17 protein-coding genes and 1 tRNA gene are annotated in these 23,110 nt (G+C 58.0%); 11 read left to right on the top strand and 7 right to left on the bottom strand.

Translation table 11 applies throughout. From position 1 onward, the window contains the following. The first annotated feature begins 63 nt into the window (after positions 1–63). Entirely contained in the window at positions 64–1,074 is a 1,011-nt protein-coding gene (locus tag CPAR_RS09515; RefSeq protein ID WP_012503102.1) for an acetyl-CoA carboxylase carboxyltransferase subunit alpha, read from the top strand. 137 nt (positions 1,075–1,211) lie between these two features. Here CPAR_RS09515 and CPAR_RS09510 read toward each other — a convergent pair whose 3' ends face one another. The 3 genes from CPAR_RS09510 to CPAR_RS09500 form a co-directional block, all read right to left on the bottom strand. Beyond that, positions 1,212–2,240 (bottom strand): 2-oxoacid:ferredoxin oxidoreductase subunit beta, encoded by a 1,029-nt coding sequence (locus tag CPAR_RS09510; protein WP_012503101.1) that lies wholly within the window; start codon positions 2,238–2,240, stop codon positions 1,212–1,214. A gap of 3 nt (positions 2,241–2,243) precedes the next feature. Then, complete coding sequence (locus CPAR_RS09505) at positions 2,244–4,094, bottom strand: 2-oxoacid:acceptor oxidoreductase subunit alpha (RefSeq protein ID WP_012503100.1); 1,851 nt, start codon at positions 4,092–4,094, stop codon at positions 2,244–2,246. A 246-nt stretch (positions 4,095–4,340) separates the two neighbouring features. Beyond that, complete coding sequence (locus CPAR_RS09500; RefSeq protein ID WP_012503099.1) at positions 4,341–4,604, bottom strand: hypothetical protein; 264 nt, start codon at positions 4,602–4,604, stop codon at positions 4,341–4,343. 342 nt (positions 4,605–4,946) lie between these two features. Here CPAR_RS09500 and alaS point away from each other — a divergent pair, with 342 nt between their 5' ends. From alaS to CPAR_RS09485, 3 genes are read left to right on the top strand one after another with little or no spacing between them, the layout of a single operon-like run. Continuing rightward, positions 4,947–7,604: an alanine--tRNA ligase gene (alaS, locus tag CPAR_RS09495; protein ID WP_012503098.1), complete on the top strand. Its 2,658-nt coding sequence runs from the start codon at positions 4,947–4,949 to the stop codon at positions 7,602–7,604. 25 nt (positions 7,605–7,629) lie between these two features. Then, positions 7,630–8,118: a 4Fe-4S dicluster domain-containing protein gene (locus tag CPAR_RS11210; protein ID WP_012503097.1), complete on the top strand. Its 489-nt coding sequence runs from the start codon at positions 7,630–7,632 to the stop codon at positions 8,116–8,118. Between the two features lie 43 nt (positions 8,119–8,161). Then, positions 8,162–8,455, top strand: coding sequence for a 4Fe-4S dicluster domain-containing protein (locus CPAR_RS09485; protein ID WP_012503096.1), 294 nt, complete (start codon positions 8,162–8,164; stop codon positions 8,453–8,455). Positions 8,456–8,509: 54 nt separating this feature from the next. Here the strand turns inward: CPAR_RS09485 and serB are convergent, their stop codons facing one another. Continuing rightward, positions 8,510–9,733, bottom strand: a complete 1,224-nt coding sequence (gene serB / locus CPAR_RS09480) for a phosphoserine phosphatase SerB (protein ID WP_012503095.1) — start codon at positions 9,731–9,733, stop codon at positions 8,510–8,512. Between the two features lie 308 nt (positions 9,734–10,041). On the opposite strand from serB, the gene CPAR_RS09475 reads away from it, so the two are divergent. Further along, positions 10,042–12,777, top strand: coding sequence for an AAA domain-containing protein (locus CPAR_RS09475; protein WP_232203902.1), 2,736 nt, complete (start codon positions 10,042–10,044; stop codon positions 12,775–12,777). A 132-nt stretch (positions 12,778–12,909) separates the two neighbouring features. Here the strand turns inward: CPAR_RS09475 and guaA are convergent, their stop codons facing one another. From guaA to CPAR_RS09460, 3 genes are all read right to left on the bottom strand, one after another. Beyond that, on the bottom strand, positions 12,910–14,460 hold the full coding sequence (guaA, locus tag CPAR_RS09470; protein ID WP_012503093.1) for a glutamine-hydrolyzing GMP synthase: 1,551 nt from the start codon (positions 14,458–14,460) through the stop codon (positions 12,910–12,912). 30 nt (positions 14,461–14,490) lie between these two features. Beyond that, the gene (locus tag CPAR_RS09465; protein ID WP_049755897.1) at positions 14,491–16,737 is read right to left on the bottom strand and encodes a penicillin-binding protein 1A; all 2,247 of its coding nucleotides are present in this window, start codon (positions 16,735–16,737) and stop codon (positions 14,491–14,493) included. Between the two features lie 153 nt (positions 16,738–16,890). Further along, on the bottom strand, positions 16,891–17,814 hold the full coding sequence (locus CPAR_RS09460; protein WP_012503091.1) for an alpha/beta fold hydrolase: 924 nt from the start codon (positions 17,812–17,814) through the stop codon (positions 16,891–16,893). Between the two features lie 210 nt (positions 17,815–18,024). Between CPAR_RS09460 and CPAR_RS09455 the strand changes: the two genes are divergently transcribed. From CPAR_RS09455 to CPAR_RS09430, 6 genes are all read left to right on the top strand, one after another. Beyond that, the gene (locus CPAR_RS09455; RefSeq protein ID WP_012503090.1) at positions 18,025–18,690 is read left to right on the top strand and encodes a DedA family protein; all 666 of its coding nucleotides are present in this window, start codon (positions 18,025–18,027) and stop codon (positions 18,688–18,690) included. 63 nt (positions 18,691–18,753) lie between these two features. After that, a tRNA-Pro gene (locus CPAR_RS09450) sits at positions 18,754–18,827 on the top strand. A gap of 59 nt (positions 18,828–18,886) precedes the next feature. After that, entirely contained in the window at positions 18,887–19,363 is a 477-nt protein-coding gene (locus CPAR_RS09445; protein ID WP_012503089.1) for a GyrI-like domain-containing protein, read from the top strand. Between the two features lie 69 nt (positions 19,364–19,432). After that, positions 19,433–20,905 (top strand): phytoene desaturase family protein, encoded by a 1,473-nt coding sequence (locus CPAR_RS09440; protein ID WP_012503088.1) that lies wholly within the window; start codon positions 19,433–19,435, stop codon positions 20,903–20,905. 207 nt (positions 20,906–21,112) lie between these two features. Next, positions 21,113–22,366: a putative DNA modification/repair radical SAM protein gene (locus CPAR_RS09435; protein ID WP_012503087.1), complete on the top strand. Its 1,254-nt coding sequence runs from the start codon at positions 21,113–21,115 to the stop codon at positions 22,364–22,366. A gap of 5 nt (positions 22,367–22,371) precedes the next feature. Further along, on the top strand, positions 22,372–23,109 hold the full coding sequence (locus tag CPAR_RS09430; protein WP_012503086.1) for a TIGR03915 family putative DNA repair protein: 738 nt from the start codon (positions 22,372–22,374) through the stop codon (positions 23,107–23,109). Position 23,110 lies beyond the last annotated feature (1 nt).

The following is a 23,110-nucleotide window of genomic DNA, read 5'->3' as shown; positions in this document are numbered from 1 at the left end:
ATGTTAAGAGTCCATCATATGCTTGCGCAGTGATGGACTTTTTTTATCAGGAGTACGCACGTTATGGCTGCCAAAGTTGTCCTTGATTTTGAAAAACCCCTCTATGAGCTTGAAGAGAAGCTCAGCGAAATGAGGGTGTATCTGAAAAGCGGAGAGTTTGATGCCCGTACGGAAAGCCGCGAAGGGCTGAGAGGCGAGATCGAAGCCCTCGAAGCCAAGGTTGAGTCACTTCGCAAAACGATCTACAAAAACCTGACCCGGTGGCAGAAGGTGCAGCTGGCCCGTCATCCGGAACGCCCCTACACGCTCGACTACATCTACATGATGACGAAAGATTTCGTCGAGTTGTCGGGCGACCGTCAATTTGGAGATGACAAGGCGATCATCGGCGGCCTGGCTCGTCTTGAAGACAAGGATTCCGGTTTTTCGCAAAGCGTCATGGTCATCGGCCACCAGAAAGGGCGCGATACCAAATCGAACCTTTACCGGAACTTCGGTATGGCGCAGCCTGAAGGTTACCGAAAAGCGCTTCGCCTTATGAAAATGGCCGAGAAGTTCGGCAAGCCGGTTATCACCCTGATCGACACTCCCGGAGCGTTTCCGGGCATCGAGGCTGAAGAGCGCGGACAGGCCGAAGCGATTGCGCGCAACCTGTACGAAATGGCCGGGCTGAAAGTGCCGGTTATCTGTGTCATTATCGGCGAAGGCGCCAGCGGTGGAGCGATCGGCATCGGCGTCGGCGACCGAATTCTGATGGCCGAAAACTCCTGGTACTCGGTCATTTCGCCGGAAAGCTGTTCGTCGATCCTCTGGCGGAGCTGGAACTACAAGGAGCAGGCTGCCGAAGCGCTTAAACTCACGGCTGACGATTTGCTTGCCCAGGGAATCATCGACCGCATCGTGCCCGAGCCGCTCGGTGGCGCGCACCAGAAGCCGGAAGTGATGGCTTCGACCCTCAAGTCGATGCTGATCGAGGAGTTGCAGGGGCTGTTGAGCAAAGATGCCTCAACTTTGGTGGATGAGCGCATCGCGAAGTTCTCTTCGATGGGAGTATGGAACGAGGCAGAAGCCTGAGTGATCGTTGACATTTTTCGAGCAGGCGCGGAGTTTTCTCCGACGCCTGCTTTTTTATTGAAGACATAGCATGTCAGACTTGTAACAAAAAAACCGGCTCGAAGCCGGTTTTTTGTTGGTGTACAGCTGTGTACAGCTTACTTGATCGTCCAGGTGCTTTTTCCGGCAAGCAGCTCGTCGAGCGTGCCTTCGCCATTCTCCTGGGCTTTTGCGACCTGTGCGTCCAGAGCCTCTTCATAGGTGAAGCGATCCTCGACGTAGAAAATGCCGAAAGGTCTCGGGAGCACCTCTTCGGAGGCGTTCGGATCGTCGAAGAAGCGAGAAAGGAGGTTCGCCTTGTTGAAGTCGTTTTCGTCGTGAATCCAGAGATCATCCTTCGAAACCGACGAGTCGTTCAGATCGACCACCTTCGGGGTGAATCCGTCGAGGCGGATGCCCTTCTGGTCGTCCTTGCCGAAAACCAGCGGTTTGCCGTGCTCGACGTAGAGGGTCGTGTCGGCTTTGCGCTCGCGGTCGGTGAACGGGGCGAAGCAGCCGTCGTTGAAGATCGGGCAGTTCTGGTAGATCTCAATGAGCGCCGTGCCCTTGTGCTCGGCACCACGCTTGAAGACCTCGCGGATGAACTTGCCGTCGCGATCCATGACCCTTGCGACGAAGGTGCCGCCCGAGCCGAGCGTGAGGGCGATGGTGTTCATCGGATAATCGATGACGCCCTGTGGCGAGGTGACCGTCCTCTGACCGAGTTTCGAGGTCGGGGAGTACTGGCCTTTCGTGAGACCGTAGATCTCGTTATTCAGAAGGATGATGTTGATGTCGGGATTCCTTCTGATCGTGTGGATGTAGTGGTTGCCACCGATCGAGAGAGCGTCGCCGTCACCGGTCGCAACCCAAACGCTGAGATTCGGGTTGGCCGCTTTCAGTCCGCTGGCCACCGGAAGGGCGCGGCCATGGATGCCGTGCAGGCCATAGGTGTTGACGTAGTAGGGAAGACGCGACGAACAGCCAATGCCCGAGATCACCGCAACCTCTTCGGTCTTGAGCCCGAGTTCGGCCATGGCGCTTTTCAGCTGCTGGAGGACGGCGTGGTCACCGCAGCCGGCACACCACTTGGGTTCCTGGTTCGACGTGAAATCCTTCGCCGTCAGTTGGGTATGGGTTTCGGTCATGATTTAGAGCTCCTTTACGATATCGGTGATTTTTGCTTCGAGTTCCATCTCGTTGAACGGCAGGCCTTCGACCTTGGTATAGCTGACCGGTTCGATAAGGAAGCGGTCCCTGATGATGTGCACCAGCTGGCCGTTGTTGTTCTCCGGGATGAGCACTTTTTTGAATTTGCCGAAAAGCTCACCGAGGTTCTTCGGGAATGGGTTGAGGTAACGCAGATGTGCGTGCGAGACGCTGAGGCCCGCTTCAATACCGCGCTCCACAGCAATCTTGATCGCGCCGTAGGTCGAACCCCAGCCGAGCACGAGCAGGTCGCCTGATTCGGGGCCGTTGTCGATGGTCTGGTCGGGCACGATATCGACGACGCGCTCTACCTTTTCGGCACGGAGCTTCGTCATCAGAGCATGGTTTGCCGGGTCGTGCGAAACATTGCCGGTCTGATCCCACTTCTCCAGACCGCCGATGCGGTGTTCGAGGCCCTTGGTTCCGGGGATAGCCCACGCCCTTACGCCGCGCTCGTCACGCTTGTAGGGCAGGTAAGGTTCGTCATCGGCTTTGCGCTCTTTGGCGAAGACCGGCGTGATCTTTGCCAGCGAATCGCCGGAGGGGATCAGCATCGGTTCGGAGCTGAAGGCAAGGTAACCGTCGGTCAGGCAGATCACCGGGGTCATGTATTCGACGGCAATCTTGGCAGCCTCGTAAGCTGCGTAGAAGCAGTCGACCGGCGAGTAGGCCGCGATGACCGGCACCGGGGCGTCGCCGTGGCGACCGAACATCGAGATGTAAAGGTCGGACTGCTCGGGCTTGGTCGGCAGGCCGGTCGACGGGCCGCCGCGCTGCACGTTGACCACCACGAGCGGAATTTCGAGAATCATCGCAAGGCCGAGGGCTTCGCTCTTGAGCGCAAGGCCGGGGCCTGAGGTGCTCGTTGCAGCCAGGGAACCGCCGTAGGCAGCGCCGATGCTGGTCAGCACGCCGGCGATTTCGTCTTCAGCCTGGAAGGTTTTGACGCCCCACTTCTTGAGGTTGGCGAGGGTCTGCAGAATTTCGGTGGCCGGAGTGATCGGGTAAGAGCCGAGGAACAGCTTCAGGTCAGCCTTTTTAGCTGCGGCAGCCAGACCGATAGCGGAGGCTTCGTTGCCGGTCACGCGGCGATAGGTGCCGGGAGTCTTGCCAGCCGGAGCAACGCTGAAGCGCCCGAAGTCGGAGAACATGGTCGTGGTCTCGCCGAAGTTGTAACCGGCCTTTACCGCCTTGATATTGGCCTCAGCTATGTCCATCTTGTTCTTGAACTTCGACTTCAGCATATCGACGGTGGTGTCGATCGGCAGACTGTAGAGCCAGTAGAGCACGCCGAGCACGAACATGTTCTTGCAACGGTCGATGTTCTTGACGCTCAGGCCGGTGTCGGCCAGGGCTGTGCGGGTAAGAGAGATGACCGGAATGTCGAAGACACGGTAATCGTCAAGGCTGCCATTGGTCAGCGGGTTGTTCTCTTCGCCATAGCCGGAGAGGCGCAGGTTCTTGGCGTCGAAGCCGTCGCTGTCAGCAATGATGATGCCGCCGTGGTGCAGGTTATGCAGGTTGGCTTTCAGGGCCGCCGCGTTCATGGCGATCATGACGTCGAACTTCGCACCGGGGGTGTAAATTGCCTTGCTGCCGAACTGCATCTGGAAGCCCGAAACGCCGGAGATGGTGCCGGCAGGAGCGCGGATCTCCGAAGGAAAGTTGGGAAAGGTGTTCAGGTCCGAGCCATAAACGGCCACCGTGTTGGCGAACTGGGTGCCAGTAAGCTGCATGCCGTCGCCGGAGTCACCGGCAAAAAGCACAGACACGCTGGTTTTCGATGTTACCATGTCGTTATTGTTTAAGATTGCAGTGTCACCTCTGTTACCTTTCTTCCTGTTTTCCAGGAAAAAGTCTGTTGACGACAAAAACAACTCCAAAGCATGACCAGATCATGGCATGAAGTCGATGTCGTGGCTGTATGGAGAAAATCTCACTAACGGAGGGTTCGGGCAGACAATGCTCAGCCCGAGGCAAATTTTTGCCAATTGTTAAATATAAAGTCCTTGAAGGCTTGATGCAAGAGGATGGGGGCGCTATTGCTCTTTTTTCTTCTCGACCACCATATTGTTCTCTTTCAGCCAGGCCTGCCACTCCTGCTCCTCCCTGACGGGGCACTCGCTGCTCAGGTCGCAGATGTCACATCGCATGATGCCGTAAATCTGCTCCATCCAGCAGCCGATCTCACTCTTTTTCACCTCGTTGACATGGTTCGGATTGGCCATGTTTTTCCTGATTCCGATGTCCATCAGGTCGAGGATGTCTTTTCTCTTTTTCGGATCTTCGATTCCCCAGCTCATGGTGCCTCTTGCGCTTTACGGTTGAGAGAAGGAATGGTAACGATGGAGCCTTTGGGATAGAGTGGATTCCCTGGGCCATGTCGCTTGTTACCTGTCACTCGTTACTGAAAAGATAATATAGTGTCTTTTTTGTTAAGACCACTTTCAAGGCTTGTAATCGCGACATTGTCGGCCAAATTTGCTGCTCGCAAAATCCACTGGCATGAAGGCGTAAAAAACCTTAAATTCCGGGCCATATACCGCTGTACGCGGCCATAATCAGGGCTTCACAGCTCATACCCACAAGGGGGTCTCCGGAGTGCCGCTCATGGCTTTCCCGACACCCGCAAGCAACAGACACTTATGAATTCACGAGAGATACGACAGTCATTCCTGGATTTTTTTGCCGCCAAAGAGCACCGGATCGTCCGCTCGGCTCCGGTTATTCCGGCCGAAGACCCGACGCTGCTGTTCACCAATGCCGGCATGAACCAGTTCAAGGACGTGTTTCTCGGCAAGGGCACGCGGGAGTACACTCGCGCTGCCGACACGCAGAAGTGCATCCGTGCTTCGGGCAAGCATAATGACCTTGAAGATGTGGGGCGCGACACCTACCACCACACCTTTTTCGAGATGCTCGGCAACTGGTCGTTCGGCGACTATTATAAAAAAGAGGCGATCGGTTGGGCGTGGGAGCTGATGACCGATGTGTGGAAGCTGCCGAAAGAGCGCCTTTACGCAACGGTGTATCACGACGACGAGGAGAGTTTCAAGCTCTGGCAGAGCGAAACGGACATCGAGCACTCGCATATCCTGAAGTTCGGCGACAAGGACAACTTCTGGGAGATGGGCGAAACCGGCCCGTGCGGCCCCTGCTCGGAAATCCACATTGATCTGACCCCCGACGGTTCGGGCGGCCCGCTTGTCAACGTCGGCGATCACCGGGTGATCGAGTTGTGGAACCTGGTCTTCATCCAGTATGACCGCCAGGCTGACGGCAGCCTTCAGCCGCTGCCGCAAAAGCATGTCGATACCGGCATGGGCTTCGAGCGCGTGACGGCCGTGCTTCAGGGCAAGTCCTCGAACTACGATAGCGACGTCTTTACCCCGCTTTTCGAGAAGATCACCGAGTTGACCGGCGTGCGCTACACTGCCTCGCTCGACAGCGCGACCGACATCGCCATGCGCGTCATCGCCGACCACTGCCGTACGCTTACCTTTGCGCTCTCCGACGGCGCGATGCCGGGCAACGAGGGACGAGGCTACGTGCTGCGCCGTATTCTGCGCCGCGCGGTGCGCTACGCGGGCACGCTTGGCTGCCACGAACCGATCATGTACAAAATGGTCGAGGTGCTGGTGCGCACGATGGGCGATGTTTTCCCGGAACTCGAAAAACAGCAGCCGACGGTCGAAAAGATCATCCGTGCCGAAGAGGAGAGCTTCCTTGTCACCCTTGGACGCGGTACCGAAATCTTCAACGAGGTGGTCGCCGGAATGAAAACCTCCGGTAGCACGACCATCTCCGGCGAGGACGCCTTCAAGCTCTACGACACCTTCGGCTTCCCGCTCGACCTGACTCGCCTGATGGCCGCTGAAGTCGGCTTTGGCATCGACGAGGAGGGGTTCGAGCACTGCATGACCGAGCAGAAAACACGCGCCCGCATGGATCGCAAGGACAAGATGCAGGTGCAGGACGACGGCGGCGAATGGCAGTGGTTCGCGCCAGAAGCGCCGACTGAGTTCGTCGGTTACGACACGCTTGAAACCAGCGCGACGCTTACTGCCGTCAAGACTGGCGGCGACCGGCTGATGGTCGTTCTTGACAGGACGCCATTCTACGCTGAAAGCGGCGGCCAGGTGGGCGACCACGGTACCATCGAGACCGATGACTATCGCCTCGACGTCACCGACACGCGTAAGGATGGCGAGCTTGTTATCCATTTCGTTACCTCGGCGCGCGACAAGGTTCGCGACTGTGCGGTTTCGCCCGCCGACCTCAGCTTCGAGGGAGCTGTCAGCGTGGAGGCTGCCGTTGACCGCGATCGCCGCGTCGCCACCGAGCGCAACCACACCGCCACACACCTGCTTCACGCCGCCCTGCGCAAAGTGCTCGGCGAGCACGTGCAGCAGAAGGGCTCGCTGGTGACGCCCGAACGCCTGCGCTTTGACTTCAGTCACTTCTCGAAAGTCAGCCCGGAGGAAATGGAGCAGGTCGAGCACGAAGTGAACGCCCAGATCCGCAAGGCGGCGGGCGTCACCAAGCACGCCGACGTGCCGTACGAAGAGGCGCTCGAACTCGGCGCGCTTGCCTTCTTCGGCGACAAGTACGCCGACCGCGTGCGCGTGGTCGATGTGCCCGGCATCTCCATCGAGCTGTGTGGCGGCACCCACGTCGGCAACATCGGCCAGATCGGCATGGTTAAAATCGTCAGCGAATCGTCGGTCGCCGCCGGTATCCGCCGCATCGAGGCGGTCACGGGCGCAGCCGCCGAAGCGCTGCTCTGGCAGGAGTACCGTAACCTCCAGGAGATCAAAAATCTGTTGAAGCTCAAGGCGGACGAAGAGGCTGGGCCGAAAATCAAGGAGCTGCTCGACGAGAAAAAAGCGCTCGACAAGCAGCTTCAGGAGAGCCGCCTCTCCGGCTTGCTCAACCAGCTTTCGGCAACGCTTGCCAGCGCTGCAGAGATCGGCGGCTGCCGCATCATGACCGAGCAGCTCGACGGTCTTGGCGGTGACGAACTGCGACAGGCTGCCGTGGCTTTGCGTGAACAGGCTTCATGCGCGGCAGGTCTGCTTTGCAGCGTCACGGATGGTAAGGTGTTTCTCGTAGGCTTCGCCTCCGACGAGGCGGTGAAGTTGAAAAAGATCAACGCCGGCAAGCTGGTCAAAGAGGCTGCAGCCTGCGTCAAAGGTGGCGGTGGCGGCAAACCCGAACTGGCCACGGCCGGCGGCAAAGATCCGGATGGTATCGGCAAAGCCATCGAAACCTTCGTCGCCTCGGTCAAGTCCGCGCTTGCCTGATGAACGCACTGAATAACGATAGCTTATGCTGATTCTCGACTGTTTTTTCGGAAAATGCGAAAAGCCAACCTGCGATGGCTGTGGTTTGGTGCCCGTGCGCAACCTGCGGCGCGCCCTCAAGGCACGCTCAATGGACGCAGGCGACGATGCTTCAGACGAGGCCTGGAAAAAAGCGGTGGAGCAGACGCTCGCCGGCAACAGCCAGAAATCGAACACCTCCAAGCCTATGCGCAAAAAGCGGCTGCTCGTGCCGCGTGAGGAGATTCCGTGGTACCCGACCATCAAGCCCGACCTCTGCAACGGCTGCGGTGACTGCAAAGTGCTCTGCAAACCCGGCGTCTTCGAGCTGGGCGAACCCGACCCGACCGGCGTTCAGCGCCCGAAACTCGTGGTCGGCCACCCCTACAACTGCATCGTACTCTGCGACCGCTGCGTGCCCATCTGCACCTCGGGAGCAATCACCTTGCCGAAAAAAGAAGATTTCGAGAAGTACGTGGAGTATCTGGACGAGTGATCAGTAGAGATTGGAAAGTTGATTAATTGATAATGGAGAAATGATGGCAAAGAAGAAACGGCTGCTTGCACCGAGGGAGGAGATTGCGTGGTATCCGACGATTGATTCAGACCTCTGTAACGGCTGCGGGGAGTGTGCGGAATTTTGCCGTCCCGGCGTGTTCGCCCTTGGCTCGGCAGAAGAGAATGCGGAGGTTGTGAAGCGTCCCAAAATGACGGTAGCCAATCCCTACAATTGCCTCGTCCTCTGTACCCGCTGCGTGCCCGTCTGCCCCTCCGGCGCGATTACGTTGCCCGATCCTCGGGAGTTCGAGCGTTTTGTGGAATACGTGGATTAACGAAAAAAATGGACGTCATAAGCGTCCATTTTTTCTTTTCCCTGATTCGGCTTCTTACACCTCCAGCGCGTCGCGGTCGCGGAATCCCATCAAATAAAGTATCGCGTCGAGGCCGAGCGTAGAGATTGCCTGCTTTGCGGTTTCGCGCACGATTGGCTTGGCGCGGAATGCGATGCCGAGTCCGGCTTTGCCGAGCATGGGGAGGTCGTTTGCTCCGTCGCCGACCGCGACGGTCTGTTCGAGGCGGATGTTTTCCGTGGTGGCGATCTCTTCCAGCAGTGCCGCCTTGCGTTTGCCATCGACCACCTGGCCAATGACGTTGCCAGTCATCTTGCCGTCCACAATCTCCAGCTCGTTGGCGAAGACGTAGTCGATGTTCAGCTTTTTCTGCAAGTAGCGCCCGAAGTAGGTGAACCCACCGGAGAGAATGGCGGTTTTGAAGCCGAGGCGGTGCAGGTTGTGGAACAAGTGCTCTGCGCCTTCGGTCAGTTGCAGCCGCTCGGCCACCTTTTGCAGCGTCGATTCTTCCAGCCCTTTTAGCGTGCCGACCCGCATTTTCAGGCTTTCGGTGAAGTCGAGTTCCCCGCGCATCGCCTGCTCGGTGATGGCCGCCACCTGATCGCCCGACCCGGCCTCTTTCGCCAGCTCATCGATCACCTCCGACGTAATCAGCGTCGAGTCCATGTCGAACACCACGAGGCGGCGGGTGCGCCGGAAGATGTTGTCCTCCTGGAACGCGATGTCCACTCCGAGGCTGTCGGTGATGTCGAGCATTTCTGCCCTGAGCTGCTCTTCGTCGTTGAGCGCGCCCCTCAGCGAAAACTCGATGCACGCCTTGGTCTGGCCCGGATCGCGCTCGTCTTCGAGCGGCAGGCGTCCGGAGAGGCGGTTGATGGTGTCGATGTTGAGGCCGTGCTTCGAGACCAGCGTGGTGACCCGTTCGAGATGTTCCGATGAAATTTTCCGCCCGAGCAGCGAAAGCAGATAGCGCGGCTTGCCTTGTTCGCCGACCCATTTGTGGTATTCGCGCGTGTTGATCGGCGAAAATTCTATCACAAGGCCGAGCGTGTGCGCCGTAAAGAGCAGGTCTTTCAGGATCGGCGCGGAGGTGGAGGCTTTCGGCACCTCGATGAGCATTCCGAGCGAGAGGTGGTTGTGAATGACCGACTGGCCAATATCGAGCACCGGTACGTCGTAGCGTGCCAGGACTTCGGTGATTTTGGAGGTCAGGCCTGGCTTGTCCGGGCCGGAAATGGTAATGAGCAGCAGTTCGCGCATGTGCTGAAGGTGTCGGTTATTCCTCCACGACGGAGGGAGAGCGGCAAGGCGTTGTCTTGTAATGGCTTATGATTCTGCCCGGTTTGCGGGTGAAGCACGGGGAAAGATAGCGTTGTTTTGCGAACCTTCAAAAGGAGGGGGCGGGTACGCTGTTTCCTGAAATCGGAGATGTGGCTGGAGTTATTTACTGTAAAGGCGGGTTGGGCGAAAGAAATATTTATCTGGAATGGTGATATTAGCGTATGTGACCATTTCAGCAAGTCTGGAAATCGCTAAATGAGATTTAGTTTAAAGACAAGTGGATGAGTATGAATCCAAGACGGCACCTCATCATTATCAAAGGCAAGGAGCTTACCGATCAAGTCACACGCATCGAGCGAACTGCCGGGCGGATGGCGGTGACCTATGTCGGTGGAAAGACCTATCGCTATGCCAGCGGTAATGTTGAGTGGCTTTCAAATCCTGAGCGCATACCAACCGGGGATAGCCGTGTGTTCGTTCAAGGGGCACAGCTTGCCGACATAGATGATGTGCTCCATTTCGGGAAGTGGGTGAAACTCTTTCACAAAAGCGGAGAGCAGCGGCTTTGCCTGTTTTCAGATCTTGATGTTCAGCAAGCAGAGCCATCCAGTGGTCGAAGCCAGGATGTTCTGGCCTATTTCCGGGAACTCGCTGAAGGTTCGCCTCTCCGGTCGATTGACGACCAGTCGCTGATGGCGATGAAGTATCGGCACCTGAAACAGGGTGCGACCCGCAGTATTCTTTCCAGTTTTCTGGAGGCTCGTTTTCCCGGTTCTGCAAAGCGTTTGCCGCTCGATCTCATTTTTCCATTCGGCTGTAACATGAGCCAGAAGATGGCCGTGCAGCGAGCGATGCAGCATCCTGTCTCCGTCATTCAGGGGCCGCCGGGCACCGGCAAGACCCAGACCATCCTGAACCTGATCGCCAACCTGCTGCTTCAGAACAAGCGGATCGCCGTGGTCTCCAACAACAACTCGGCGACGGCCAATGTGCTGGAAAAGCTTCAGAAGTACGAGCTGGATTTCATGGCGGCATTTCTCGGAAGCAACGAGAATAAAGAGGCATTCATCGAGGCACAGAGCGACGGGCGAGTTCAGTTGCCGATGCTCCAACCGGACGAGGAGGCTGCTGCGCGCGAGGAGATTCTGCGTCTGAACAGCGAGCTCGATAAGGCGTTTGCCGAGCAGAACGATTTGGCGGCCGTCATTGAGCAACTCGATGCACTCCGGCTTGAAATGGTTCACTTCGAACAGTTTTATGAGGAGACCCGAGGGCGGAGTCTGAAGGCGACGGAGGGGTCGTTTAAGCCAAAAGCTTCCGCGAAAAAGCTGCTGAACTACTGGCTCGCCTGTGAAGAGGAGATGAAGCGTCAGGCGGTGGAGCGTTCGCCGTCGGGCAATCGCGCCGGTTTTCTGGAGAAGATTCGTTTTCTGCTCCGGTTTGGTCTGGCGGGTCGAGTCTTGTTCGCGCTCACCGTTGAGGAGCGCATTGCCCTGTTGCAAAGAGCCTACTACCTTCGCTCGATCGCCGATCTGGAGGCGAGGCGGAAAGGGCTCGAAGCGTCACTCGCGGGATTCCGGTTTGAGGAGCGTCTGGAGCGCTTGACAGAGCTGTCGATGCAACTGCTGAGGCACCGTCTTGCCGGGAACTACAACAACCGCGCACGGAAGCGATTCACGCTCGATGATCTCAGGCGGGAGCCCAAAGCATTTCTTGATGAATATCCGGTCATTCTCAGCACTACCTTTTCGGTTATCACATCGCTCAAGTCTGGTTATCTGTTCGATTGCGTCATCGTGGATGAGGCGAGCCAGGTCGATCTGCTCAGCGGCGTGCTTGCGATGGGTTGCGCCTGGAAGCTCGTCGTTGTGGGCGATCCCATGCAGTTGCCCAATGTGATGACCGGTCAGGATATCAAAAGAGCAAGCGAAGTTGCGTTGCGCTACGATGTTCCGGAGCATTGCCGTTTCGAGCGTCATAGCTTGCTCTCCGCCGTGCGTGCGGCGTTCCCTGAACTTCCGGAGACGCTGCTGCGGGAGCATTACCGGTGCCATCCGAAAATCATTCAGTTCTGCAACCGGAAGTTCTATGGGGGCGAACTCCTGATCATGACGCGCGACCATGGTGAGCCTGAGGTGCTCAAAGCGATCGTGACCGTCGAGGGGCGACACGCTCGTGGCACCATCAATCAGCGCCAGATTGACGAAATCACACAACAGGTTTTGCCGGAGCTACGATCGGTCAACCCCGACGACATCGGCATCGTTTCGCCATTCAGGAAACAGGCCGACCTGATGCAGTCCACTCTTGGCCCGGAGGAGATCGAGGTCGATACGGTGCATAAATATCAGGGCCGGGAGAAGCGGGTCATCGTCATATCGACCGTTGCGAACGATGCCAACGAGTTCGTCGATAACCCGAATCTGCTGAACGTGGCCGTATCCCGTGCGCAGGAGAGGCTCTGGCTGGTCGTCTCGACGGAGATGGCGGAGGGGAGTGGCAACGTCGCCGATTTAGTCCGTTACATCCGGTACAACAATGGCGAGGTTCTGCCGGGCAAGGCTCGTTCGGTCTTTGACCTTCTCTATCGCGACTACGCCGCCGTGCGCCGGGAGATGCTGAAAAAGGGAAAGCGGGTTTCGCGCTACGATTCGGAGAACCTTGTGCATGGCGTCATAGAGTCGGTGCTTCAGGAGAAGCAGGGCTTGGGTGTCGTTTTCCAGCTTCCGCTTTCGATGCTGGTGCGCAATACCGATGGGCTGAGTCCCGAAGAGGCGGCCTATGCCACCCATCCGTGGACGCATGTCGATTTTGTGATCTACCGCACCATCGATAACAGTCCGGTGCTTGCTGTCGAGGTTGATGGCTATGCGTTCCATCGCGAAGGCACGCGACAGGCTGAACGTGACGCCCTCAAAGATGCCGTGTTGGCAAAATGCGGCTTGCCGATTCTGCGTCTCTCAACGATTGGTAGCGACGAGCAAAACAGGATTAGTAAGAAGCTGGATGAGGTTACAATGTAGAGACGAGTCTTTTATTTTAATCTTATCTCTTCACATCAAAAATCATTTTGGCTAACCATTCCTTCCCCTCAACAAAAAACCCCGCCGAAATCGACGGGGTTTTTTCATATCTCCAGAAATCTCTCTTTTTCTTTACTCCCACTCGATCGTCGCCGGTGGCTTGGACGAAATATCGTACGCCACGCGGTTGATGCCTCGGACTTCGTTGATGATTCGGTTCGAGACTTTTGAGAGGAAGTCGTGCGGCAAATGCGCCCAGTCGGCGGTCATGCCGTCGGTGGATTCGACGGCGCGCAATGCGAGGACGTTTTCGTAGGTGCGTTTGTCGCCCATGACGCCAACCGACTGCACCGGCAGGAGCACCGAGAAGGCCTGCCACACTTTCTGGTACAAGCCGCTCTCTTTGAGTTCGTCGATGAAAATCTGGTCGGCTTCGCGCAGCACGTCGAGGCGCTCCTTCGTCAACGAGCCGAGCACGCGCACGGCGAGGCCAGGGCCGGGGAAGGGGTGGCGCATCAGGATGTCCTCGGCGATGCCAAGCTCGCGTCCGACGGCGCGGACTTCGTCCTTGAACAGCTCGCGCAGCGGCTCGATGAGCTTGAGCTTCATGCGCTTCGGCAGGCCGCCGACGTTGTGGTGCGACTTGATGGTTTCAGACGGCCCCTTGACGCTGACGCTCTCGATGACGTCCGGGTAGAGCGTGCCCTGCACGAGGAACTTCTCGTCGTGGATGTTCTCTTCAAACACGCGGATGAAGGTGCGGCCGATGATCTTGCGCTTCTTCTCCGGCGAAGCCACGCCTTTGAGTCGTCCCAGAAAGAGGTCGCTGGCGTCGGCGAGCGTCACCTTCAGGCCGAGCGGCTTGAGGAACTCCATCACCTTTGTCGCTTCGTCCTTTCGGAGCAGGCCGTTATCCACAAAGACGCAGTGCAGCTTGTCGCCAATCGCTTTGCTGACCAGCACGGCAGCCACCGTGGAATCGACGCCGCCGCTGATGCCGCACACCACGGTCGAGTCGCCCGCAACCCGCTTGATCTCCTCGATCTGGTGCTGGATAAAGCTCTTCGGCGACCAGTCGGGCGTGATGCCCGCGATGTCGATCAGGAAGTTCGAAAGGAGCTGCTTGCCGTAGAGCGAGTGCTGCACCTCAGGGTGGAACTGCAAGCCGAACACCTTCAGCGCAGCCTTGCTGCCGAAGCTCTCGATGGCGCACATCTCGGCATTGGCCGTGCTGGCTGTAACGCGGAAGCCGTCGGGCAGTTTGGTCACCTTGTCGCCGTGGCTCATCCAGACGTCCGAGTCCGGAATGTCCTTGAACAGCATGCTCTCGCGCTCGTCGTGGCTCACCAGCATCTTGGCGCGGCCGAACTCCTGCTTCGACGAGCTTTCGACGTTGCCGCCGAAGTGCTTGGCGATTGCTTGCAGGCCATAGCAGATGCCGAGCACCGGCACGCCGAGGCTGAACACCTCCGGATCGGGCATGAAGGCGGTTTCGTCGTACACGCTGTTCGGGCCGCCGGAAAGGATGATCGCTTTCGGCTGGTGTTTTTTCAGCTCCTCGGCGCTGGTGTGGTAGGGAAAAATCTCGGAGTAGATGCCGATTTCACGGATGCGACGCGCGATGAGCTGGGTGTACTGAGACCCGAAGTCGAGGACGATGACCGATTGAAGGGTTGTTGCCATATTGAGGTTGAAACCAAAGAAGATGTTGATTTAATACTGTTCCTGAGGCGTCAGCACCGGCATTTGTATCGGTGTCGGTGCCGTCTGCGTTTTCGTGCTGTCCTGCGGGTTGTCCGATTCCTGCTGGGCCGGCGGCGGCGTATTGTTCAGCTCGCCAGAGCGGTAGCGGGCAAAGCCTTTCGGCGTGAAGTACTCTACATAAACATCACGGTTGAACAGGTCTCCCTGATCGCCCGAACCAGCTGAAATCGGCACGGCAATCACATTGTCGGGCATGGTGAAATAGCGGTTTTCCAGATGGAGTTCCGGGTCGTCATAGCACTTTTTCATGAACGAAGCCCATGCCGGAAGCGCAGCTCTGGCGCCCTGACCGTACGACATCGAGGTGAAATGAACCCGTTCGTCGTCGAAGCCTGCCCACACCACCGTGACGAGCTGCGGCGTGAAGCCGGCGAACCACGCATCCCTCATGCTCTGGGTGGTGCCAGTCTTGCCACCGGCCTCGGCGTCGAAGCCGTAGCGCGCCCGAACGGCGATACCGGTACCGCGATCGATGACATCCTTGAGCATGGTGACCATGACGAAGTTGCTCGCTGGATCAAGGCCGAAATGGCTGACCGGTTTGTGTTCGGTAATGAGGCCCCCGCGCTTGTCAAGCACTTTGGTGACCGGAAGCGGTTCGCTCCAGGTGCCGTTGTTGGCAAACGTCGTGAATGCCTGGGCCAGCACCAGCGGGGAGACCTCGGAGGTGCCGAGCGCAATCGAAAGGTTCGGCTGCATGGGGGTGGTAATGCCCATGCGGCGTGCATAGCTGATGATTTCCGACGGGGTCAGGAACTGGTAGGCAAGCCTGATGGTCACCTGATTCAGCGAGCGTCGGAGTGCGTCACGCAAGGTGGTCATGCCGCCGGACTGGCCTTCGGAGTTGCGAGCCATCCAGACGGAGCCGTCACCGCCTCTCAGCGCCAGCGGCTGGTCGAGAATCCTGTAGTTGGCCGGAATTCCCTGATCGATGGCCGCCGAATACACAAACGGCTTGAAGGTCGAGCCGGGCTGCCGTTTGGCCTGCCAGACATGGTCGAACTGGTAGCGGTAGTCATCCGGGCTGAAATTGGTGCCGCCGACCCAGGCCTTTACATGGCCGTTGGTCGGATCGAGCGAGATCAGGGCCATCTGGACACGGCTTTTATCGTGCAGCAGATTCTTGACGAACACTTTATCGGCCAGCAGCTTCGAGAGTGCCGTTGCCGGCGCAACGCCCTCTTCGTTCACCAGCTCCCGATACTGCGGGCTCTCCTTGATGAACTGCTTTTTCAGCGCGTCGCTGCATGTCCAGCGCTTGTCGAACTCTGCCTGCAATGCCGCGGCCTGTTGGGCGATGGCCTCCTGGGCGTAGCGCTGCATCCGGCTGTCGAGCGTGGTCTGAATGGTCAGGCCATCGCTATAGACGTTGACTCCGTCAAGCTGCGAGCTCGTTTTGATGTTCTGGCGGATGTATTCGGTGAAATAGGGGGCCAGGCCGTGATGGGTGCTCGGCGTGTAGTGCAACGTGACCGGCGTGGCTTTCGCCTTGACCGCCTGGGCGTGCGTGATGAAGCCCTCTTTTTCCATCAGCCCGATGATCAGGTTTCTGCGTCCAAGAGCAGTCGACGGATTCTTGGCCGGATTGTATGCGGTTGGATTTTTGAGGGTCGCGATCAGTGAGGCACTTTCCGGAATCGTCAGTTCGCTTGCCTTCTTGCCGAAATAGGTGTTGGCGGCAGCTTCGATGCCGTACGCTCCTGAACCGAAATAGACCGTGTTCAGATAGAGCGCCAGAATCTCGTCCTTGGTGTAGGTTTTTTCAAGCTCTATGGCCGTAATCAACTCCTTGGCCTTGCGGCTCAGGGTGCGCTCCTGGGTCAGGAAAAGGTTTTTGGCCAACTGCTGCGTGATGGTGCTCGCGCCATGCCAGCGGGTGCGGCCCTTGATGATATTTTCGCCCATCGCCAGGGTCAGGCGGCGGAGATCGACGCCCCAGTGCTGGTAGAATGCCACATCCTCGGTGGCGATCAGGGCCTTTGGCACCCACTTGGAGATCGACTTGAGCGGCACGAAGGTTCTGTTTTCCAGAAAGAACTTGTGCAGCAGGACGCCGTCTTCGGAGTAGACCAGCGAGGCCAGGTTCGGTTTGGGATTTTCAAGCTCTTCAAGGCTCGGTAGCCCTTTGAACAGGCTGATGCCGAACAGCGAGCCGGCACCGATAATGATAACAAGGAGTAGTCCGGCGATTTTCATGGTGATGTTCGTACCGCGCTTTTTGGTTTTGCTTCTTTTCTTTTTCGTCTTTTTGCTTTTCGTGCTCACGTGAACATGGATTTCAAAAGGTGGTTCATTCTGGTTCGTGCTTTTGCGCTTTCTGTCGGATGGTCTGGTGTCAGGCTCCGGTGGTCACGGTATCTGCACCCTCTCGGCAAGGGACTCTGAGGGCTGAGTCTTTTTATAAAAATGTTGCGCAAATTCAAAATGTTTTTTCAGCTCTTCGACAAAGCGCGCTGTATCTTCGAGCATCGGCAGATGGCCGAGGTGCATGAACTGCACCAGCCGGGTGGGCGACGAGGCCGAGGCCTTGCGCTTTTCGAAAAGCGTGACGGTGCCTTCCGGAGGAATGGTGTGGTCGGCCATGCCTACGCAGCAGAGCACCGGCGAGGCGATTTCAATGACGCTTCGGGTGTAGGTGCGCAGTGCCACCGGGTCGATGGAAAAGTGGCCGACAGCGTTGGTGGCTGCTTTGTCGGAGGTAGTGAAATCCTCGATGATGATGTCGCTGTACTCCTTGCTGATCGGTTCGGTGGCAGCCCGTTTGATGAAGAGCGAGCGCAGCGGTTCGACCTGGAAGATGTTCCTGAAACTCATCGAAACGTCGATCAGCCCGCCGAGGAACATGAGTCCGAGCGAGGTAAACGGCGTCTCCTCGAAAATGCCGCAGGCAAGGATGGTCGAGGAGAGCAGCGCATCCTTGTAGCGCAGGCACAGCTCCGTTGCCACCATGCCGCCCATCGAATGCCCCACGATGTGCAGCTTCCGGCTCTTGTCGAGCCCCATGTGCTCGATCAGCGCTCCGGCCTCATTGGCAAACCCGGCAATCGTCAAATCGGGATGCAGGCCGTCGATGGAGGTCTTGCCGGTGCCGCTCTGGTCGTAGGTGATGCAGCGGTACTCGGACTTCAGCAACTCGATGGTCGGTTTCCAGTAACGGGATGAGATGGCCCATCCGTTGACGAACAGGATTGCAGGTTTCTCTTTCTGTGAAGGATCCTGCTCGGCCGTATCCTCATAATAAAGCCGGCATCGGGATGTTGTAAGGTAGCTCATGGGTTCGCATGGTTTGCGCTCTGCCAAAAACCTTAATATATCATTATTTGTAATGATGAATACCGGAGGCCGCATGCCGAAAGTTGCCTTTATGCTCGATATTGTTTTTATGCGATTATATTATCGTTTGTTTCTCATGTGGCGATGACTATGTAATTGATAGCGTAACGAACGATTTTATATCAAGTTAATTTGGATTGTGGTGATTTTATGGAGTTGTTTTCGACACTTGCCGATTTTATCCTGCATATTGACGGGCATCTTCAGGTTCTTGCTTCGGAGTACGGTCTCTGGCTGTACGGGATTCTTTTTCTGATTGTTTTCCTGGAGACCGGTCTGGTGGTTATGCCTCTTTTGCCGGGTGATTCCCTCTTGTTTGCCGCAGGTTCGTTGGCGTCGATCCCGATGTCGCAGCTCAGCCCGCACTGGCTTTTTGTCATCTTCAGCGTTGCAGCTATTCTCGGAGATACGGTCAACTACTCCATCGGCCATGCGCTCGGGCCAAAAGTGTTTTCTTTCAAGAAGTCGAGGTTTTTCAATCCCGATCATTTGCGCCAGACGCATGAATTTTTCGAGAAATATGGCGGCAAAACCATCATTATCGCCCGTTTCGTTCCTATTGTCCGAACCTTCGCGCCTTTTGTCGCCGGAATCGGGGCCATGTCCTACTCACGTTTCATCATGTACAATGTTGTCGGTGCTTTGCTGTGGGTTGCGGTGTTTACCTACAGCGGATACTGGTTCGGCCAAATGTCGTTTTTCAAGGATAATCTGAAGCTGTTGATTCTCGGTATTATCGTGGTTTCAGTGCTGATTCCGGGCATCGAGTATGTGAAGCATCGCTTCCGTAGCCGGGCAGGACTTAACGCGGATTGAGATGATCCGCAGTAAAAATCATTAGGGTAATTTCCTGAATATTCTTATTATCCAGTCCTTAATCGGCGTATAGCGCAGCCTGGTAGCGCACTTCCTTGGGGTGGAAGGGGTCGTGGGTTCAAATCCCGCTACGCCGACTCTTATTACCCTCCCTCAGCATCCGGATACGTACCTGTAACCAAACCGGAATTCAGTTATGGATTTTGAATGTCAGTTCGTCTGCGAGCTGAAAGAGCTTGCGCCCGTTCCCGCCATTGTTATTCGCACACGCGTAGCCGTGTCTGAAATCGGGCCTTTGTTCGACTCCGGCTTTCGCGAGATCAGGCAGGTGCTTGAAAGCCAGGGCAAGCAACCTTCAGCCCCGTCTTTTGCGCGGTATTACGATATGAGTGAAGGATCGCTCGATGTCGAATTCGGTTATCCCGTCGACGGAAACGTTCAGGTCAGTGGCCGGGTGGTCTCCGCCTCGACGCCTTCCGGCAAAGCGGCAACCTGCCTCTATATCGGGCCTTACAGCGAAATCGAGCCTGCGTACAGTGCGCTCATGAAGTGGATTGCCGAGAACAGTCTCGAGATGAATGGCGAGGCCTACGAAATTTACTTGGACGACCCTTTCGAAACGCCACCTGAAAAGCTCAGGACGCAGATTCATCTGTTGCTGCGCGAAGATTAACGGGAATTGTCTTCCTGTTTCGGCGATTATGAAGGGTGAGTCTTTTACTCACCCTTTCGTTTTTTTGCCATGGATTTGCGTGATCTGCACTGTATCGTCATCGGCGCCGGAATCGGCGGGCTTGCCGCCGGAGCGCTGCTGGCGCGGCGTGGCGTGCAGGTGGTGGTGCTCGAAGCACAACGCTACCCTGGAGGCTGCGTGGCCACGTTTTCGACCGGAGGCTACCGGTTTGATGCGGGCGCGACGGTCGGGTGCGGCTTTCACTCCGGCGGGCCGCTCGACCGGCTTGGCCGCGAACTCGGCATCGAGTGGCCGGTTCACGCCGAGCCGCTGGCCTGGCAGTACCGCCATCGCGATCTTCGTCTCGATCTGCTTTCCTCGCGTGACTCGATCATCTCGCGATTTCCCCGCTCGAAAGCTTTCTGGGAAGAGCAGGGCAAGATTGCCCGACTGCTCTGGCAGCTCTCCGTGGAAGCTTTGCCGTGGCCGGTTTCCGGCGTTCGGGATGTTGCCGATTTAGCCAGCCGCTCGCTTGCAGCATTGCCGGATTCTGCGCAGCTTCTGCCCTTCATGCGACGCACAGCCTGGGACTGGCTCCGGCAGCACCGACTCCATGCCGATCCGGACTTCGTGCGCTTCATCGACGCCCAGCTGCTGATTTCCGTGCAGACCACCTCTCTCTACGCCAACGCGCTTAACGCGGCCATTGCGCTCGATCTGCCGATGGCTGGCACGTGGAGTGTGCAGGGGGGAATCGGCACGATCGCCCAGTGGCTCGTTGACTCGATCGAGCGCGACGGCGGGGCGGTGCTGTACGGCAAAAAGGTGACCCGGCTCGATACGATCAACCGTGAGGTTTTGGGCGTCGAAACCGCCGATGGCGATGCCTTGGCAACCGATATGGTTGTGGCCAATCTTACGCCTGACTCATTCATTCTTCTCGACGATTCCGCCCCGGAATCCGAAGTTCCAGCCCCCTCCGGTTGGAGCGCCTTTATGCTTTACCTCGGCGTAGATTCGTCGCTTTTCGAACGGGCAGGAGCCGATCATTTACAGATCGTCGCACCGGAGGGGGAGCTGGGCGAGTGCCGCAGTCTTTTCGTTTCGGCCTCCCCGGCAGGCGATGCCGGACGAGCACCGGAGGGTCAGCGAGCCGTCACCGTCTCCACGCACACCCGCCCGGAGCGCTGGTTCGAGGCGCTGCGGCAGGGTCGCGAGGCGTATGAAGCGCTGAAGCGGGAGTACACCGATCGGGCGCTCGCGTTGCTTTACGAGCAGCTTCCGGAAGCTCGCGGTGCGATTCGTTCGATGATAGCCGCCACGCCGCATTCGTGGGAACAGTGGACGGGCCGTCATCGCGGGCTGGTCGGCGGCTATGCGCAGACCTCGCTCTTCGGCGCGCGCGGGCCAGCCACGAAGTACACCAATCTCTTCCTCGTCGGCGATTCGATCTTTCCAGGTCAGTCGCTGCCCGGCGTCGTCACCGGAGCACGCCGGACGGTGGAGCTGGTGCTGCGGCGAGCCGCGAAGCTGGGGCGGTGATGGTGCGGAGTTCAGGGCGACCGCGAGGGTCGCCCCTACAGAAACCGTCCGAAAACCGATAGGTTCTCTCTCCCTTTGTAGGGGCGTCCCGACTGGTCGGGATGCCCGGATTCCGGTCCACCACTGAACCTTGTAAATGCTGGCGAATAAGGGCAACCGCAAGGGATTACCCCTACAATTTTCTCCCTCTCCTTGTATATTCGTTCTATGGAGCTTCAGGAAAAAATCACCATCCTTTCAGGGGCGGCGCGCTACGATGCCTCGTGCGCTTCGAGCGGCAGCAGCCGCGAGGGGTCGGCGTGTGGCGTCGGCAACACCTCCCAAGGCGGCATCTGCCACTCGTGGTCGGATGACGGGCGCTGCATTTCACTCCTGAAAATCCTGCTCTCCAACGATTGCCGCTACGACTGCGCCTACTGCGTCAACCGCTCGTCCAACCCGGTGCCGCGCGCGTCGTTCACCGCGCGGGAGGTGGTCGATCTGACGATGGAGTTCTACCGGCGCAACTACATCGAGGGGCTGTTTCTCAGCTCGGCGGTCAACGTGAGTCCCGATCACACGATGGAAGAGATGGTGCGCGTCGCGGAGATTCTGCGCAACGAGGAGCGCTTCGGCGGCTACATCCATCTGAAAATCATTCCTGGCAGCAGCGACGAGCTTGTCCGCCGCGCCGGGCTTGCCGCCGACCGCATCAGCGTGAACATCGAGCTGCCGTCGCACGAGTCGCTGCAACGGCTTGCGCCGCAGAAGAAGAAGGAGGCGATTCTCGCTCCGATGAAGCTGATCGGCACGGAGGCGGGCGTCAGCCTCGTCGAGCGGCGCAAGAGCCGCAAGGCACCGCGCTTCGCCCCCGCCGGGCAGAGCACGCAGATGATTATCGGCGCGAGTCCCGAAACCGATCTGCAAATCCTCCAGCTCTCGCAGGGGCTGTACCGCAAGATGAACCTCAAACGCGTCTATTACTCCGCCTTCGTGCCGGTCAATGAAGATAACCGCCTGCCGGTGCTCTCCGCCCCGCCGCTCCTGCGCGAGCATCGGCTCTACCAGGCTGACTGGCTGTTGCGCTTCTACGGCTTTTCGCCGGAGGAGATTCTCTCCGACGACGCGCCGAACCTCGACGAATCGTTCGATCCCAAAACCGCCTGGGCGCTGCGCCATCCGGAGTTTTTCCCGGTCGAAATCAACCGCGCCGACTACGCCACCCTGCTGCGCGTTCCCGGCATTGGCGTCGTCTCCGCCAAACGCATCATCGCCGCGCGGCGCTTCGCGCCCGTCACGCACGAGGGGATGAAAAAGATCGGCGTGGTGATGAAGCGGGCAAAGTATTTCATTACCTGCTCGGGCCGCCCGTTCGACAAAATCGACCAGCAGCCCGCTCGCCTCCGCCAGCGCCTGCTGCTTGGTGACGGAAGTGAGCAGAAACAGCCACGGCAGCTCGTGTTGCCTGGGCTTTTCGCCTGATTGCCATGAACAAGTATCTCTACGACGGAACGCCTGAAGGACTGGTATCGGCCATTGGCGCGATTCTCGAAAGCGGTGATGATCCTGAAAAGACTGTGCTTGGTATCCGGCAGGACACGCTGTTCGAGGAGGGGCTGTTCCTGCGCACCGACTCCGCTTTTGCCGAAGCGCTTTTCGGGCGGCTCCGGCAGCGAGCGCCCGACGCTGTGCAGACGTTGTGGTACTTCACGATGGCCGAAACCAGCGAGCTGGAGACGAGCCTGTTGCGCTACATCGCGCTCGCCTTCGAGCACGGCGACCGGGTCAACGGCTATCTGACGCATCCTGACGTCAAGGCGGTCGTTGCAATCGCCCGCAAGGCCGGGCGCGAGCTGCACCGCATGAAAGGGCTGCTGCGCTTCGAGCAGCTCCGCGATGGTTCCTGGCTGGCGCGGATGGAACCTGACCACAACGTCATCCAGCCCCTCGCCCGCCACTTCAGCCGCCGCCTGCGCGCGCAGGAGTGGTTCATCTACGACGCTCGCCGCCACAGCGCCGCCCACTGGAACGGCCACGCACTCAGCTTCGGTAATCTCGAACAGTTCAGCCGCCCGAAACTCTCCCCGGAGGAACGGGTCGTGCAGCAGCACTGGCAAACCTTCTTCAAAACCATCGCCATTCCCGAACGCAAAAACCCCCGCCTTCAGCAATCCAACATGCCTGCGAAGTACTGGAAGTATCTCACTGAAAAGCAGGGGGAGTGAG

The organism is Chlorobaculum parvum NCIB 8327, assembly GCF_000020505.1.
Classification (GTDB): Bacteria; Bacteroidota; Chlorobiia; order Chlorobiales; family Chlorobiaceae; genus Chlorobaculum; species Chlorobaculum parvum_A.
The sequence above is the reverse complement of the archived record's forward strand: the minus strand, read 5'-3'. Positions and strand labels throughout refer to the sequence as shown.